Raw genomic sequence first — 15,676 nt, forward strand, 5'->3', positions numbered from 1 at the left:
AAAATGGTAGTAGGCGATGCTTCTCTTGATATCGATACACTGGTCATTGGTGCCGGTCCCGGCGGTTACGTAGCTGCAATTCGCGCTGCACAACTTGGTCAGAACGTTCTAGTAGTAGATAAAGAAAATGTAGGCGGCGTGTGCTTGAACGTGGGCTGTATTCCGTCCAAAGCGCTTATCTCCGCCGCGCATCAGTACGAGTCCGTCAGCCATGCTTCCGACTTCGGTATAGAAGTCGGCGAAGCGAAGGTGAACTTCGGCAAAGTGCAAGAGTTCAAAAACGGCATCGTGAAGAAATTGACTGGCGGAGTCGCGTCCTTGCTTAAAGCGAACAAGGTGCAATACTTTAACGGCGAAGTCATGTTCATTAATGAGAATGAAGCGCGTGTATTCAACGATCAGGAAGCTCCGCGCTATCGCTTCAAAAACTGTATTATCGCTACCGGCTCGCGTCCGATTGAGCTGAAGGCATTCCCGTTCGGCGAGCGCATTCTGTCGTCTACTGGCGCATTGTCCTTGTCTGAAATTCCGAAGAGCCTGGTCGTAATCGGCGGCGGCTACATCGGCATCGAGCTTGGCCAGATGTATGCGAAGTTCGGAACGAAGGTAACGGTCATCGAAGGCTCCGACACGATTCTGCCGGGCTTCGACAAAGATGTGTCGCAAGTTGTAGCTAAGAAGCTGAAAGGTGCCGGAGTAGACGTCGTTACTGGAGCGCAAGCGAAAGGCGCTGACGCGACGGACAAAGAGGTTACGGTGACGTACACAGTAGGCGACAAAGAAGAGAAAGTTGTAGCAGATTATCTGCTCGTTACTGTAGGCCGTCGTCCGAATACGGACGGCGAGCTAGGACTGGACCTGATCGGTGTGAAGACGACAGACCGCGGCCTTGTGGAAATCGATGAGCAGTGCCGCACAAGCATTCCGCATATTTTTGCCATCGGCGATATTACGGCTGGTCCAGCACTCGCTCACAAGGCTATGTACGAAGGTCGCGTAGCGGCTGAAGTTATCGCGGGACAGCCGAGCGCTGTCGATTATAAGTGCGTGCCTGCTGTATGCTTCTCCGATCCGGAATGCGCAAGCGTAGGGCTCAGCGAGAATGAAGCGAAGGGCGCCGGTCACAACGTGAAGATTGGCAAGTTCCCATTCGCAATTAATGGTCGCGCCATGTCTCTTAACGCGACTGAAGGCTTCGTGAAGCTGATCTCCGATGCGGATAACGGGCTTGTGCTTGGCGCGCAAATTGTAGGGCTGGAAGCTTCCAATATGATCGCTGAGATTGCGCTCGGCATCGAGATGGGCGCTACGCTGGAAGACATCGCGCTCACGATCCATGCGCATCCTACGCTTGGCGAGATCGTACTGGATGCTGCCGAAGTGGCACTGGGCCATCCGATCCATACGGTGAGCAAGTAATTGATAAATTTTATGGGCGAAGAGGTCACGCAGCTTGCGAGCTGCGGGGCCTTTTTGCATATACTGTAGAGGTAATCGCTAGCGAATCATTAAACGGTCCAGGGAGGGAATAACGATAGAGAATATAGAGATAAAGAAAGCTTCCGATTCGCGAACCATCATGACACAGCTAATCTTCCCGTCAGATACAAATCATCACGATACGATGTTCGGCGGGAAGCTAATGGAATATATGGATAAAGCGGCGGCTATCGCCGCGATGCGCCATGCCCGTATGCGAGTCGTTACCGCATCGACCGACAGTCTGGATTTCCTGGCTCCTATTCGCGTGGGGGAAGTCATCGAGATAGAAGCTTTCGTAACCTGGACCAGTCGAAGCTCTATGGAGATCTATGTATCTGTTACCTCCGAAAATTTATATACGGGCAGCCGCACAGTAACAGTTACAGCGTTTTTCACATTTGTAGGGTTGGACGAGCACGGCAAGCCGGCTCCAGTTCCAGGCGTACAGCCGGAGAGCGAACTGGAGCGTTCACTCTACATCTCCGCACCTGGCAGACATCAGCTGAGGAAGAAAAGAAAACAGGACAGGATATTGGATAGATGATATAATGGTTTCTACTTTGTCAAAATGAAGTTATGAAGTAAGGAGGCGAGGGGCATGACCACAAGTGAACAGGCCTATTTGCAATTGCTGAAGGATGTGCTTGAACAGGGAGTGAGGAAGGATGACCGAACCGGTACGGGAACGATCTCGCGATTCGGTTATCAGATGCGCTTTCCTCTTCAGGACGGGTTCCCGCTGCTGACTACTAAACGGGTACCGTTTCGCCTCATCGCCAGTGAGCTGCTGTGGTTTATGAAGGGCGATACGAACATACGCTACTTGCTCCAGAACAACAATGGGATCTGGAATGAGTGGGCGTTCAAAAGATGGGTGGAAAGCAAGGAGTACAATGGTCCCGATATGACGGATTTCGGATTGCGCTCGCAAAGGGATGAAGCTTTCGCGCGCAAATATGAGGAAGAGATGGAAAGCTTCACGCATCGAGTCCTACATGATGACGAATTCGCCAGAACATACGGCGAGCTCGGCGACGTATACGGCAAGCAATGGCGTCAGTGGCGTACGTCGCAAGGAGAGTATATCGACCAGTTGAAGGACGTTATCGAAGCGATCAAGACGAATCCGGACTCCAGAAGACTCATCGTGACGGCATGGAATCCCGAGGATATCCCGTCTATGGCTCTTCCACCGTGTCACACAATGTTCCAGTTCTACGTATCGGAAGGCAACCTGTCCTGCCAGCTATATCAACGCAGCGGTGATATCTTCCTGGGCATTCCATTCAACATCGCCAGCTACGCTCTGCTGACTCATCTCATCGCGCATGAGTGCGGGCTTGGCGTGGGTGATTTCGTGCATACGATTGGCGATGCGCATATATACAGCAATCACATCGAGCAGATTGAAATTCAGCTGTCGAGAGAGCCAAGAGAATTGCCTAAGTTGATTCTGAACAGCGACAAGCGATCAATATTCGACTTCGAGCTTGACGATATGCGGGTAGTTCAATATGAACCGCATCCCTCCATTAAAGCTCCTGTAGCCGTCTAATGGGAGAAAGGATGTATGTCGAATGACAGTAACACTTATCGCGGCAATGGACCGCAACCGTGTCATCGGACAAGGGAATGCCATGCCCTGGCATCTGCCTGCGGAGATGGCTTACTTCAGACGTATGACGACAGGCAAGACGGTGTTGATGGGTCGCAAGACGTTCGAATCCATCGATAGCAAGCCGCTGCCGAATCGGCGGAACATTATACTGACCAGACAGCAAGGGATGGTATTCGATGGCTGTGATGTCGTCCATTCCGTTCAGGAAGCTCTCACTCATTGTGACTCGGATGAGCTGATGGTGATCGGCGGAGGAGAAGTATACGATCTGATGCTTCCTTATGCAGACACGGTATTGCTTACTCACGTGGAGACGGAGATTGAGGGAGGCGACACTACTTTTCCTGAGCTGCCGTCCGGACTATGGCGCGTGGCGAATTCCGAATTTCGGGCAGCCGATGAAAAAAATGCATATGCCTTCACATTCGTTACCTATAAGCGCATCAATGCTGGCAACTAAACAAGAGATTGCCAATCGACGAACAATTCGTCATAAAGTGCAAATGATTGTGCGGAAAATGCATTATCAATCTAAACAATGAAATGGTATCATGTTATAATATATTGAGATTATGATATGGACACAAAGGGATTGATAATTGGCATACGGGAAATAGGGATGGAGGAAACGCGAGCATGTCAACACCAACTGGTTTTATGGAGTATCAACGTGAACTGCCGGCAGACCGCGATCCGTTAGAGCGCATCAAAGACTGGAACGAGTTCCACAAGCACTTCTCCGACGAGCAACTGCGGACACAGGGCGCGCGCTGTATGGATTGCGGAACACCCTACTGTCATACGGGGATGGAGCTAGCGGGAACGGTATCGGGCTGTCCGGTGAACAATCTCATTCCGGAATGGAACAACTTAATTTATAGAGGATTGTGGCGCGAGGCGTTGGAGCGTCTGCACAAAACGAATAACTTTCCTGAGTTCACTGGCCGCGTATGTCCTGCCCCATGCGAGGGCTCATGCACGGTAGGACTCATCGGCGAGCCGGTGACGATCAAAACGATCGAACAAGCGATCATTGAGCGCGGCTTCCAGGAAGGCTGGGTCGTAGCACAGCCCCCGAAGGCGCGCACGGGCAAGCGCGTAGCTGTAGTGGGCTCTGGTCCTGCAGGCATGGCCGCCGCCGCACAACTGAACAAAGCAGGACATTCCGTTACCGTCTATGAAAGAGATGATCGTATTGGTGGGCTATTGACATACGGAATTCCGACCATGAAGCTGGAGAAGGATGTCGTGCAGCGCCGCGTAGATTTGCTGGTGCAGGAAGGTGTAGAGTTCATTACAGGCACCGAGATCGGAAAGGATATTCCAGCTAGCGAGCTTGTGGAGAAGTATGATGCCGTCGTCATGTGCGTTGGTGCGACGAAAGCGCGCAATGTGGAGATGGAAGGCCGCAGCTTGAATGGCATTCATATGGCGATGGACTACTTGAATGGTACGATCAAGAGCTATCTGGACTCCGGGCTTCAGGACGACAACTATATCTCGGCGAAGGACAAGGACGTTATCGTCATCGGCGGCGGGGATACGGGGACGGACTGCGTAGCCACAGCGCTTCGCCACGGTTGCAAGTCTGTCACGCAATTCGGCACCCATGCGAAAGCACCGCTGGAGCGTGATCAAGTGAGCAATCCTTGGCCTCAATTCCCGAACGTCTATACGCTGGATTACGCGCAAGAGGAAGCCAAAGCTCTATATGGTGAGGATCCGCGTGCGTTCTCCGTCTTAACGAAGAAGTTCGTAGGAGATGAGAACGGCAATCTAAAGGAACTGCATACCGTTCAAATTCAACGTGTTGTAGACGAAACGGGACGGAAGATTTACAATGAAATTCCGGGAACGGAGAAGGTGTGGCCTGCAGATCTCGTCTTGATTGCAGTAGGCTTCGAAGGACCGGAAACAACGATTATCGAGCAGCTTGGATTGGAACAAGACCGTCGTTCTAATGTGAAAGCGGCATACGGCGACTATCGCACGAACGTAGACAAAGTGTTCGCAGCGGGAGATATGCGTCGCGGTCAAAGCCTTGTCGTATGGGCAATTAATGAAGGCCGCGAAGCAGCCCGCGAAGTGGACAAATATTTGATGGGAAGCTCCATGCTTCCTTGACCGGTTTTTCCATTCCATTTCTAGAAGCACTAGAAGCGCCCGACGGGCGCTTTTCTTGTCGTTCTACGATAATTTCGCTAGATGATTAGGGGGGATTAATGTGATTAAATACGGATTAGACCGCATCACGGAATTGGAATTCCTCGGCTTTACACCCCGAGTTGAGCGCCGAGACGGGCAATGGATCGATATTGTGCTGCAGCCGGAGCTGGCTGAAGCGACGCCTGCGCCCGATGATTTGATCCACTTCACGATTCTGGTCATCTGTACGCACGATGGCACGATTGTACAGATGGTGCCGCAGGATGAAGACTGTGACTGCGAGTACGGATTCACAGTAGGGGAGAAAGAACAGATTGCAACATATGTATCTAGTGAAGGTATTCAAAGGCAAGTTGCAAATGTTGCTGAACATTAAGCAGGAAGGTTGTGGTAGAATCGATGTGAGATGACGTGTAGGGGAGAGGAAGCATGTCATGAACGCCGACAATGCCTATGTGCTTACGGACAAGGATGTCAATCGAATTCGAAGCTATGTACACGCCAAGTATGCCGCTGCTCCACAGGAGAAGCGGGCGGAAATTGTAGCCGATGCGATCAAGCGCATCATCTATCGGGGCTTGCCTGAATTCAAAGCGGATGTCCGCCAACGAATGACAGCAACCTTAATACGAACGACCGTGCTGGAACAACTGCGCCCCGTCTCCAGAAGTGACATCCTGGAGCTGTGTCGGACGCTTGACCAGCAGGATGAAGAGATTGCGGCTCCATTGCGACGATGGATGAACAGGTCGTCTATGGCTGGAGCATGCATGGAGACTGCCAATTCCGCTATTGCCGAGGATATCCCGTTGCACGGGGCAAGCGTGGTGATATCTGGTATAAGACGAAAGCGATTGTTACTGTATGGCGCGCTCAGTCTTAGTCTGCTATCCGCAGTTCTGATGTATGGATGGTCGTTGAATGAATCGCCGTCTGCTCCTGCATTATTACAGTCGACGACCGAGCAGCATCAGATCGAGCATGCCGTGCAAAGGGCTGTGAATGAATTGCCCTCGGAATTGCAATACACACCGGTGGATGAAGAAAGGCTGGCCGCTTTCCTGAAGAAGCGAAACTCGATGCTTGCTGATCCGGAGTATATGGACCCCATTATCGCCGCTGCGGAGCAGTTCAATATTCATCCGTTGCTGCTGTTCGCAGTTACCGGACAAGAGCAGGCATTCGTGCCGCGTTCGCATGAACGGGCAGAGGAGATTGCGAATAACCCCTTCAATGTATTTCATAGCTGGCAACAGTTCAATACATCGATAAAGGAGTCGGCAGAGATTGCATCCCGGACGATTGTGCGATTGAGCAAGGACAAGCCGAAGCATACGGACCCCATCGCATGGATCAACCGCGAATATGCTGAAGATCCCAATTGGTCGAAGGGCGTATCCTCCATACTCCGATCTATGATGGCTTATATGGAGAAGCCCCATGATGAGGTCAGCCCATAACAGCTAAGGGAGCGAAGTGTATATTGAAGACATTGATTATTGCCGAGAAGCCGGATATGGGACGCAATATTGCGGCGGCGATCGAGCCTCGTGCGAAGAACAACAGAACATATCTGGAAGGCGAACAATACATCATAACGTGGGCGATTGGCCACCTGGTTGGCCTTGCAGAGCCAGACGCTTATGACGATAAATATAAAAAGTGGAGCTTGTCTCATTTGCCGATTATACCCGATGCGTTCAAGCTAATTGCGAATCGGAAGACGAAGGATCAGTTAACGGTCATCAAGAGTCTAGCGAAGCGCTGCGGCAAGCTCATCAATGCTTGCGATGCGGGGAGGGAAGGGCAGTATATCTTCTCGCTTATCCAGAGATATCTGAAGTTGACGCAGCCCGTTCAGCGGTTATGGATCTCCGACTTGACAGCGGAGACGATCCAGCGCGGATTCAGGGAACTGAAGGACGGTGCGGAATACGACAATCTGACCAAAGCGGCATCAGCGCGCAGCGAGGCGGACTGGCTGATCGGCATGAACGGCTCGCGAGCGTTCACGACGAGACATAACGTGCTGCTGTCTGTCGGCAGAGTGCAGACGCCTGTGCTTGCGCTCGTCTACGACCGCCAGAAGGAGATTGAAGCGTTCAACTCCTTGACTTATTATGTGCTGGAAGCTCAATTCGAGACGGAATTGATTACATACAGAGGGATCTGGCAAGGAGAGAGGCTGCAGGATGCAGAGCGTGCAGGCAAGCTGGCGGAGAAGGTGCAGGGCAAGCCCGGCACTGTCGTCTCCTATGAGGTCAAGGATGTGAAGGAATATCCATTCAAGCTCTATGACTTGACGCTTCTGCAGCGCGAGGCGAACGCGAAGCTCGGATTTCCAGCGAAGAAGACGCTTGATCTTGCGCAGTCGCTGTACGAGAAGCATAAGGTGATCACTTATCCCAGAACGAACTCCAACTTCGTCACGGAGCAGAATATACCGGAGATGCATGCTGCATTGTCTTCGCTCGCTGGCACAGCTTATGGGGAGTGGGTGAAGGGAGCGAACCGCGGTCTCGTCCATAAAGGCAATAAGTATATATGCAATTCTGCGAAAGTGGAGGATCATCACGCTATATTGCCGACCAAGCGCAAAGCTTCCGGCTTGTCCCAGGACGAAAGCAAGCTCTACGATATGGTTGTTCGTCGGTTCCTGTCACAATTCTATCCTGCCGCACAATACAAGTCCCATACGGCGATGACAGAGGTAGAAGGGGAACTGTTCAAGACTTCTCTGAAGCAGCTGATCGAGCCCGGCTGGAAAGCGATCTACGCAGACCAGCAGGATAAGAGCAAGCCGCGCGGCAAGAAGGGGGAGCAAGAGGACGAAGAGGAGCTGGAAATCAGCGAATCGTTCGCATTGCGGGAGAATGAGCTTGTCACTTGTAAGGAAGCGGCAGTGAAGGAGAAGGAGACGCAGCCTCCGAAGGCGTATACGGAAGGCACGCTGCTGAAGGCAATGGAAAGCGCGGGAAAAAACATTGAAGACGAAGACCTGAAGGATGCCATGAAGGATTCCGGCCTGGGCACTCCCGCAACGCGTGCGGCTACGATCGAAAGACTTAAGAAAGTCGGATACATTGGAATGCAGGGCAAAAAAATACTTCTGACTTCGAAGGGGAGAACGGCTATCGAATTGATTCGCAGCGCTGGTGTCGAGCTGTTGACTTCTCCGGAGATGACCGGCATGTGGGAGCGGCGCTTGAATGAGATTGCGCGAGGCAGCGCTTCGGACGAGCAATTCATGACGAATGTGAAGAAATTCGCCACGATGATCGTAGAGAAAGTGTCCCGCCAGCAGCGGGCGAATATAGCAGCGTTCCAGCAGCCTGAGAAGCCCGCCAGAGGAAAGAGCGAAGTCCGCAGCAAGAAGAGTGCCGGCAGCGTCAGCGGAGGAGCTGTCGCTGGCAAAGCAGCCGCTTCCGGTGACGGAAAGCCGGCAGTCGTGGCGGCATGTCCCCGTCTAGGCTGCGGAGGTTCCATCTTCATGGGGAAAAAAGGGTACGGCTGTTCGCATTATCGCGAAGGCTGCACCTTCGTGATCTGGAAGGAAGCGTTCGGCCGTCAGTTGACGGATTTGCAAGTGAAGGCTCTGATCGAGAAGGGCAAGACCGCGAAGCTTAAGCTGATTCAACCGGACGGTTCTGCCGTTCAGGGGAGACTCCTCTTGCGCAGCGCAGAAAGCGGAGCGTTGCAGATCGAGGTCTAACGATTAAGGTATTGATGAATCGCTTCAGGCACCTGCTTCAGTAGCTCCAGTGTGAAGAACGCCCCCTTCGGAGCGACGTCAATGCCGACGACATTGTAGTGCCACTCCAGCTTCGTCTGCATATGGATGGCGTGAATGCCCGCAGTCAGTGCGGGCACCACGTCTGTGCGGATGGAGTTACCAATCATCCACGTGTGGTCCCTCTGGAATTTCCCCTTGGAAAGTATACCTTCCAATGCTTCGATATTTTTCTGTTGGCGGATATAGATATTGGAGCCGAAATACTTCTCCAATCCCATCGCCTCGATCTTGCGTCGCTGAATAGGCGATTCGCCGCCCGTATACAGATGCAATCCATGACCCGCTTCAGCAAGCTTATCCAGCGTCTCCTCCATGTAAGGGTATGGTTCTGTCTCATGCTCGTAGACGTCCATTCCCATCTTCCATAGCAGCTCTTGCTCCTTCTTATGGCGTGCTCTGCCCGTCAAGTCGCAGAAATGAATATAGGTATCGATGAACGATTGCGGGAAGTGCTCGCTCTTGAAGCCGCTGACGCTTATGAGCGCTGTATCCCGTCCCATCTGATAATCTCTGATTTCTTCTTTCGTTACAAGTCCCGTATGTGCGAACCATTCCGTCAGTAAGTCGGCGAATTGTTCAATGACATAGAAGAAGTATTTGTTGCAATAGATGAGCGTATCGTCCAGATCAAACATAATTTGTTGTTTTGTCATTATTGGTTCCCCTCCTCCACCATCCCATCATTCGTATGACCAATCTACCGCAATTGTCTGCAGCAAGTCAATGTTCAGAGATCTATCGAGGACGGAAGGGACGTTACATACTGAGCCCCTATATAGGCTAATAATGATAATGGAGGTGAAGAGCATGCCATTCCATAAAAGCCAACGCATTCACAACCAGCAGAACCATTCCAGCCTGCGCGAGGAGGCCATTACGTCGAAGTTGGACAAATTCGCCAAGCGGCCGCCTAGCCTGAACGGCATCAACAAGCAGTTGCCGTAGCCATGACATGGTTCCATGAAGAGAGGAGAGAATCCCTTTGATTGGATTCTCTCCTTCCTGAATGGCAATTAAGCGTACTTTAATTGGGAGGCGACCAGCTTGTTCTTGATGAAGAGGATGCGCTTGTGGACGTAGAATTCTCTGCAGTCTCCCTTCAAATCTTTGGGCAAGATCACCTCCTCGCTGACGTTGTCTAGGATGACCAGTCTCCCGTCGTTGTAGAATTTAAACGTTAAATCGCGATAGGGCCTCACCTTCTGAATATATCGAAAGTTTACGCATTTGTTGTTCATGGTGATCTTGCCTCCTTTTGAACAATTTATTGGAAACAATAGAACACTAGTTCTCATTAATATTATACCAAACGTTTGTTCGGGTGGAAAGAGTTATTTTTTTGCCGTAAACTAGATTTATAGAATGTGGATGTACATAGGATGAACGGAAAGGGAGCGGCTTATGCTACGAATACAAAAATTAACGAAACGAATCCCGGGAGGGCCCAAAATACTAAAAGATATTACCTTCGACGCCTTCGAAGGCGACTTCATTGCAGTAATGGGCGGGAGCGGAAGCGGTAAATCAATGCTGCTCAAATGCTTGGCGCTGCAGGAGGACTGGACTTCCGGCCATTATATGGTGGACGGCAAGGATGTGCTGAAGGAAGGGTTCATGGCCAAGCTGCAGCATAAGCGCCAGGTCGCTTATCTGGAGGAGAAGCCATTCCTGTACCCGGAGAAGACGGGACTGAAGAACGTCATTATTGGAGCAGTCGGTCATACTCCGGCTTGGCGCAGATGGACAGGCATGATGAGGAACGATGATTATATGGGCGCAATGGATCTGATTGAGAAGCGCGGTCTATTGGATAAAGCGCATACAAAAGCGAAAAATCTGAGCGGCGGCGAGCGACAGCGGATGGCAATTGCCAGAGCGCTAGTTCATGGCGCCAAAGTGCTGGTAGCTGACGAACCGGTATCCGGTCTGGACCCGCATGCGGCAGACGCTGTACTAGGCGAGCTGAAGTCGCTGTGCAAGGAGCAGGGCATCATTGTGATCGCTGTACTTCATCAAGGGGAATGGGCGGAGCGGTACGCCGACCGGATATTGGGACTCAATGGAGGAGAGCTGGTGCTGGATGTGTACGGACGTCGTCTGACACAACGCGAGAAGCTGCTGCTGGAGCAGTGAACGGAATGAGATAAGCGAAATGCCGCATAGAATATAGCATCCTATGAGATCGAGGTGCTACCTATGGCATTCCAACCCCCATCCGTCATTCAGACGGCTAGAACGGCATTGCCGAAAGCGGAGCTTCTGTTCCCGCAGGTCCTGCATGGACCAAGCACAGAGGGCGTCAGCAAAATAAATGAAGCGATAAGGTCCGAAGTGGAACGATTGGTGCATGAGCAAGGCAGTCTGGCCGACCCAAGAGCGGAGATGCAGGGGTACTACGAATTGAAGACGAATGAGAAAAATGTGCTTAGCCTGTCGTTGTATAATTATGCCTATACAGGCGGTGCGCACGGCATGACGCTTCAGAAGTCCTTGACGTTCAAGCAATCGACGGGCGAGCCATACGAGCTGAAGGATTTGTTCAAGCCGAACAGTCCGTATGTGGACACCATTAGCGCGATTGTAGGGAAGCAGATCCGGGAGAGAGGCATACCCACGTTCGAGCCTTTCCAATCCATCTCGCCGGACCAGAGCTTCTATATCGCCGACCGATCGCTGATCATCTATTTTCAGCTGTATGAGATTGCCCCTTACGTGTATGGCTTTCTTTACTTTCCTATATCGGTATATGAGCTTCAGGATATTATCGATGAAGACGGGCCGCTTGGGCCTATGCTGATGAATGATTAATGAAGAATGAATACCTCGCCGGCGTTACAGCGACGTAATGAAGCATGCCTTCCTGACCAATCTCATACATTTAGTATGGGGGTGGGACGAATATGGCAAGCGCGCTTGTCGGTTTTTTGTTGCATGCTGCTCTTTTTCTTTTCATTATTGTTATTGCGGTCAGAGGGAGCATGGCGGTAGCGCGCCATCCTACTTATCAGAGTATGCTTCGTTTCGGAGTGGAAACCCAGCTGCTGCAGGACAGGAATGAATTAAGCCAATACGGCATGATAGGCATATTGCGCAGACAATTGCGAACCGTTTCTTCAATGGGGTTGTCCTTCAACACAATGGCCTTCCTCGGCACTGCCGTCATCGTGTATGGACCTTCTATCGGAACCGGCGGGTTGTCTGTCATCGGATACGGCTTGCCTGTGGTGGCGTTGCTGTCGATAGCTCTTGGCGCAACGCTCGCCGAGCTGGCTTCCGAGACACCTACTGCTGGAGGCGTCTACCATGCCGCTTATGCTTCCGGCGGAGAGAGAGCAGCGTCGGCGACTGGCTTGTTGCTGCTGATGGGACATATCGCCAAGCTGACTCTGCTGGCAGGGGCCTTCGCTTATTTGGCGAATGATTACTTGGCTGCCCGCTTCTCGTTCACGGCGACAAGCGTCAGCTACTGGATCTGTTACCTGCTCGTAACGACTTCCTTGGCTACGGTGCAGCAAGTCGCATCAAGGTCCCTGCGTTGGCTTCTGTCAGCAGGCGTATCGCTTCAAGTGCTTGCAGCATCCGCCATGCTCGCTAGCCTCGTCTTCCTGTTCTGGCCGGGGGAGTACTCGCCTGCCATCTTGTATCAATGGAACGATGCCGCGTTGACAGGGAATGTGACGATGTCTACCTTTCTGACCGGTTCACTGCTATTGCTGCTTCTGTTCCTCGGGATGGACGGCTCCGGACTGGGCGCTGAGGAATGCATAGAGCCCCGCGTTCATGTGCCGTGGGCGATTTTTCTATCCGTCGCGTACAGCAGCTTGCTAGTCGGTGTGTTGCTGTTCTTCCTGTCACTGTTATGGAATCCAGGCGGAGACATGCCGTTAGACCAAGGCTTCGGCGGTTCGGAAGTATTTCTGGATACTGTCGGTTCAGAGCGGGGGAGAGGCTGGTGGTTGCCGCTTATACTTGTGGCGTTGTGGCTTAGCTGCTATTCATCCCTCACCGCTAGCGCTAGAGCGCTATTCAGCATGGCACGAGACGGTATATTTCCCATCGGACAGAAGCTGGCTATTGTCTCGCTGCGTAGCGCGCTGCCGTTGTATGCGATATGGGCGTGCGCCGCAACAGTAATAATTGTAATGGCCGTCCTGCAGTCACTCTATGAACGAGCTGTTCTGCTTCCGCTAACGTCCATTGCAACCGTATGTCTGCTCGGTGCGTACGGCATTGCGCTCTCATGTCGCGCCTGGAGGCGACAAGGCGCGAAGGGAAATGACGGTCCGTGGCATCTGGGAAGCTGGAGCGGCCCGGTGAGGCATATCGCAATATGCTGGATCGCAGCAACTGTTCTGCTTGCTTCCATCCTGCTGGATCCCATTGGCCCTGCAACGGGAATATTGCTGATCGCCGTCTCTTGGTTGACGGCGCGACGGCTGCGGATGCAGCTGCGAAGGAAGCGGCGCGGGAAATGAACGTACGTATTGCCCACAATCATTTCCCGGGGAAGCGCAATAAGCAACAGAAAGTTAATACATTCGACACTGCAACTATTAATTGTCTGATAATTCTGTCGAATATAATCGGTCATAATCGTTTGAAATGTGTATTCATTTTGCCAACATCTGCCTTACATGTTTATAATAGATGCAGTGCGGTTCTATTAACCGATGCAATAGCGAAGGAGTAATGAGCCATGAGTCATTTAGCTGAAAGATTGGGTTACCATGCCGAAGATCGACTGCTGCTTGTCAATGCCGATGATTACGGGCTATGTCATTCTGTCAATGTAGCCGTGCAAGAGATGCTGGTGCTAGGGGCGGTCAGCTCGGCCACGGTCATGATGCCTTGCGCATGGGCGTATGAAGCTGCAAAGTGGAGTGCGCATCACCCACAATATGATGTAGGCGTTCACCTGACCTTTACGAGCGAATGGGGCCCTTATCGCTGGGGACCGGTGACGCGAACGGGCGATGTATCGTCGCTGGTAACGGCGGAAGGATATTTCCCAAGCGATAGCCGAAGCGTGGAAGAGACAGCAGATACGGCTCAGTTGAAGCAGGAGATGAAGAACCAGATTGAGATGGCGATATCCCTCGGCATGAGCCCGACGCATGCGGACAATCACATGGGAAGTCTATACGGCTTGCAGACGGGGCGCCATTTCCTCGCCGATGTGCTGGATGTATGCGCCGAATACGGCTTGCCGTTCCGCTTGCCGCGTTATGTTCTCCAGGAGAACGGCAGTATCGCCCCGCCCGATATGCAGGAGCAGGCGAGACAGGTGGCTGCGCTTGCGGATGCAAAAGGGGTCGTCATTCTGGATTATCTGGTCGGCTTGCCGTTCGCACTGGGAGATGGAGAAACGTATGACGCATTGAAGGGCGAGATGATCGCTCTCCTCGGCAACCTTCATGCCGGTGTGACGGAGTTGATCATTCACCCTTCAAAGGTGACAGATGAGCTGAGGTCATTCCACAGGGAGCCGGAGAAACGGGGAATGGAGCATCGGCTGTTCATGGATGAAGATATTAAAAAGGTGCTACAGAAGGAAGGAATTCGTCTAATCAAGTGGAGCGAGCTTCAGTCGTTGCAGCAGCGCACCAAGAAATCGAGCCAATCGTAATCGAAAGGAGTGCCACTTGCCATGCCATTGCACGCTATTGACAATCTGGCAACGAGGGTGAAGCAAAACATTGGGAAGGTTATCGTCGGAAAAGCAGATGTTATCGAGCTATTATTAATCGGGTTAATCACCTCCGGCCACGTGCTGCTGGAGGATGTTCCGGGAACCGGCAAGACGATGCTCGCCAAATCCATGGCAAGGTCGCTGTCCTTGCAGTTCAAACGTATTCAGTTCACGCCTGATCTGCTTCCTTCGGATTTGAGCGGTATTCACTTCTACAACCAGAAGGAAGGCGACTTCCAATTCCGTCCGGGTCCACTGTTCGCGAACATATTGCTGGCGGACGAGATTAATCGCGCCACGCCGAGGACGCAATCCAGCTTGCTGGAGTGCATGGAAGAGCGTCAGGTGAGTATCGATGGTGAGACCATGATATTGGAGCAGCCGTTCATGGTAATCGCAACGCAAAATCCGGTCGAGCAAGGCGGGACGTTCCCGCTTCCGGAGGCGCAGCTGGATCGCTTTCTATTCAAAGTGAATATGGGTTATCCCTCAACGGCTGAAGGACTTCAGTTGCTAAAGCGATTCATGGGGACAAGCCCTCTGGAGCAGCTGGAGGCAGTTGCGAGTAAGGCGGACATCGAAGCTGCACAGCGCGCTTATCCCGCTGTTAAGGCAACGGATGACCTGCTTGGTTACATCTTGCGGATCGTGGAGCGAACCCGAGAGCGCGACGATGTCGCCATCGGAGCAAGTCCGCGAGCCAGCGGTGCCCTGCTACGCGCGGCGCAAGCGTATGCTGCGCTTCGGGGCAGAGACTTCGTCACGCCCGATGACGTGAAGGCAATGGCGAAGCCGGTGCTTGCTCACAGACTGTTGCTGCGGGGGATGCATAAGGGAAGAAATCGCGCCGAGGAAATTATTCATGACATTCTTGCTTCCACTGAGGTGCCTACGGAAGCGGATATCGCGGTACGATAGGTGGTGAGAC

General features: G+C 52.2%; 16 protein-coding genes. 14 read left to right on the forward strand and 2 right to left on the reverse strand.

Annotated elements, in window-relative coordinates; translation table 11 throughout:
* Window positions 1–3: 3 nt before the first annotated feature.
* The 8 genes from lpdA to ACFQ2I_RS06145 all read left to right on the forward strand — a co-directional run bounded on the left by lpdA (window position 4) and on the right by ACFQ2I_RS06145 (window position 8,978).
* Complete coding sequence (gene lpdA / locus ACFQ2I_RS06110; protein WP_377562796.1) at window positions 4–1,419, forward strand: dihydrolipoyl dehydrogenase; 1,416 nt, start codon at window positions 4–6, stop codon at window positions 1,417–1,419.
* A 160-nt stretch (window positions 1,420–1,579) separates the two neighbouring features.
* On the forward strand, window positions 1,580–2,026 hold the full coding sequence (locus ACFQ2I_RS06115) for an acyl-CoA thioesterase (protein WP_377562797.1): 447 nt from the start codon (window positions 1,580–1,582) through the stop codon (window positions 2,024–2,026).
* Between the two features lie 54 nt (window positions 2,027–2,080).
* On the forward strand, window positions 2,081–3,037 hold the full coding sequence (locus tag ACFQ2I_RS06120; RefSeq protein WP_377562798.1) for a thymidylate synthase: 957 nt from the start codon (window positions 2,081–2,083) through the stop codon (window positions 3,035–3,037).
* 22 nt (window positions 3,038–3,059) lie between these two features.
* Window positions 3,060–3,560 carry a dihydrofolate reductase gene (locus ACFQ2I_RS06125; RefSeq protein ID WP_377562799.1) on the forward strand — a complete coding sequence of 167 codons (501 nt, stop codon included), beginning with the start codon at window positions 3,060–3,062 and terminating at the stop codon, window positions 3,558–3,560.
* 176 nt (window positions 3,561–3,736) lie between these two features.
* Complete coding sequence (locus tag ACFQ2I_RS06130; RefSeq protein ID WP_377562800.1) at window positions 3,737–5,224, forward strand: glutamate synthase subunit beta; 1,488 nt, start codon at window positions 3,737–3,739, stop codon at window positions 5,222–5,224.
* Window positions 5,225–5,324: 100 nt separating this feature from the next.
* Complete coding sequence (locus ACFQ2I_RS06135; RefSeq protein WP_377562801.1) at window positions 5,325–5,642, forward strand: hypothetical protein; 318 nt, start codon at window positions 5,325–5,327, stop codon at window positions 5,640–5,642.
* A 58-nt stretch (window positions 5,643–5,700) separates the two neighbouring features.
* Window positions 5,701–6,726, forward strand: a complete 1,026-nt coding sequence (locus tag ACFQ2I_RS06140; protein WP_377562803.1) for a hypothetical protein — start codon at window positions 5,701–5,703, stop codon at window positions 6,724–6,726.
* A 23-nt stretch (window positions 6,727–6,749) separates the two neighbouring features.
* On the forward strand, window positions 6,750–8,978 hold the full coding sequence (locus ACFQ2I_RS06145) for a type IA DNA topoisomerase (RefSeq protein WP_377562805.1): 2,229 nt from the start codon (window positions 6,750–6,752) through the stop codon (window positions 8,976–8,978).
* Here ACFQ2I_RS06145 and ACFQ2I_RS06150 read toward each other — a convergent pair.
* Complete coding sequence (locus ACFQ2I_RS06150; RefSeq protein ID WP_377562806.1) at window positions 8,975–9,712, reverse strand: HAD family hydrolase; 738 nt, start codon at window positions 9,710–9,712, stop codon at window positions 8,975–8,977. The genes ACFQ2I_RS06145 and ACFQ2I_RS06150 overlap by 4 nt on opposite strands.
* 154 nt (window positions 9,713–9,866) lie before the next feature.
* On the opposite strand from ACFQ2I_RS06150, the gene ACFQ2I_RS06155 reads away from it, so the two are divergent.
* Window positions 9,867–10,004 (forward strand): hypothetical protein, encoded by a 138-nt coding sequence (locus ACFQ2I_RS06155; protein ID WP_262675821.1) that lies wholly within the window; start codon window positions 9,867–9,869, stop codon window positions 10,002–10,004.
* Window positions 10,005–10,072: 68 nt separating this feature from the next.
* On the opposite strand, the gene ACFQ2I_RS06160 is transcribed toward ACFQ2I_RS06155, so the two are convergent.
* Window positions 10,073–10,297 carry a hypothetical protein gene (locus ACFQ2I_RS06160; RefSeq protein ID WP_377562808.1) on the reverse strand — a complete coding sequence of 75 codons (225 nt, stop codon included), beginning with the start codon at window positions 10,295–10,297 and terminating at the stop codon, window positions 10,073–10,075.
* A gap of 163 nt (window positions 10,298–10,460) precedes the next feature.
* Between ACFQ2I_RS06160 and ACFQ2I_RS06165 the strand changes: the two genes are divergently transcribed.
* From ACFQ2I_RS06165 to ACFQ2I_RS06185, 5 genes are all read left to right on the forward strand, one after another.
* Complete coding sequence (locus ACFQ2I_RS06165) at window positions 10,461–11,192, forward strand: phosphonate ABC transporter ATP-binding protein (protein ID WP_377562809.1); 732 nt, start codon at window positions 10,461–10,463, stop codon at window positions 11,190–11,192.
* Between the two features lie 63 nt (window positions 11,193–11,255).
* Entirely contained in the window at window positions 11,256–11,867 is a 612-nt protein-coding gene (locus ACFQ2I_RS06170) for a DUF3298 and DUF4163 domain-containing protein (RefSeq protein ID WP_377562810.1), read from the forward strand.
* A 92-nt stretch (window positions 11,868–11,959) separates the two neighbouring features.
* Window positions 11,960–13,534: an APC family permease gene (locus tag ACFQ2I_RS06175; protein WP_377562811.1), complete on the forward strand. Its 1,575-nt coding sequence runs from the start codon at window positions 11,960–11,962 to the stop codon at window positions 13,532–13,534.
* 221 nt (window positions 13,535–13,755) lie between these two features.
* Window positions 13,756–14,685 (forward strand): polysaccharide deacetylase family protein, encoded by a 930-nt coding sequence (locus ACFQ2I_RS06180; RefSeq protein WP_377562812.1) that lies wholly within the window; start codon window positions 13,756–13,758, stop codon window positions 14,683–14,685.
* Between the two features lie 21 nt (window positions 14,686–14,706).
* A complete protein-coding gene (locus tag ACFQ2I_RS06185) occupies window positions 14,707–15,666 on the forward strand; it encodes an AAA family ATPase (RefSeq protein ID WP_377562814.1) in 960 nt (319 codons plus the stop codon).
* Window positions 15,667–15,676: the final 10 nt, after the last annotated feature.

The sequence above is a fragment of the Paenibacillus chungangensis genome (assembly GCF_042675905.1).
In the GTDB taxonomy this organism is placed as follows: Bacteria; Bacillota; Bacilli; order Paenibacillales; family Paenibacillaceae; genus Pristimantibacillus; species Pristimantibacillus chungangensis.

Excerpts from the sequence above, each read along its gene's own strand:
- ACFQ2I_RS06115 (WP_377562797.1), top strand. The coding sequence starts at position 1,580 with ATGACACAGCTAATCTTCCCGTCAGATACAAATCATCACGATACGATG.
- lpdA (WP_377562796.1), top strand. The coding sequence starts at position 4 with ATGGTAGTAGGCGATGCTTCTCTTGATATCGATACACTGGTCATTGGT.
- ACFQ2I_RS06160 (WP_377562808.1), bottom strand. The coding sequence starts at position 10,297 with ATGAACAACAAATGCGTAAACTTTCGATATATTCAGAAGGTGAGGCCC.
- ACFQ2I_RS06155 (WP_262675821.1), top strand. The coding sequence starts at position 9,867 with ATGCCATTCCATAAAAGCCAACGCATTCACAACCAGCAGAACCATTCC.
- ACFQ2I_RS06180 (WP_377562812.1), top strand. The coding sequence starts at position 13,756 with ATGAGTCATTTAGCTGAAAGATTGGGTTACCATGCCGAAGATCGACTG.
- ACFQ2I_RS06150 (WP_377562806.1), bottom strand. The coding sequence starts at position 9,712 with ATGACAAAACAACAAATTATGTTTGATCTGGACGATACGCTCATCTAT.
- ACFQ2I_RS06125 (WP_377562799.1), top strand. The coding sequence starts at position 3,060 with ATGACAGTAACACTTATCGCGGCAATGGACCGCAACCGTGTCATCGGA.
- ACFQ2I_RS06140 (WP_377562803.1), top strand. The coding sequence starts at position 5,701 with ATGAACGCCGACAATGCCTATGTGCTTACGGACAAGGATGTCAATCGA.
- ACFQ2I_RS06185 (WP_377562814.1), top strand. The coding sequence starts at position 14,707 with ATGCCATTGCACGCTATTGACAATCTGGCAACGAGGGTGAAGCAAAAC.
- ACFQ2I_RS06165 (WP_377562809.1), top strand. The coding sequence starts at position 10,461 with ATGCTACGAATACAAAAATTAACGAAACGAATCCCGGGAGGGCCCAAA.
- ACFQ2I_RS06170 (WP_377562810.1), top strand. The coding sequence starts at position 11,256 with ATGGCATTCCAACCCCCATCCGTCATTCAGACGGCTAGAACGGCATTG.
- ACFQ2I_RS06175 (WP_377562811.1), top strand. The coding sequence starts at position 11,960 with ATGGCAAGCGCGCTTGTCGGTTTTTTGTTGCATGCTGCTCTTTTTCTT.
- ACFQ2I_RS06120 (WP_377562798.1), top strand. The coding sequence starts at position 2,081 with ATGACCACAAGTGAACAGGCCTATTTGCAATTGCTGAAGGATGTGCTT.
- ACFQ2I_RS06130 (WP_377562800.1), top strand. The coding sequence starts at position 3,737 with ATGTCAACACCAACTGGTTTTATGGAGTATCAACGTGAACTGCCGGCA.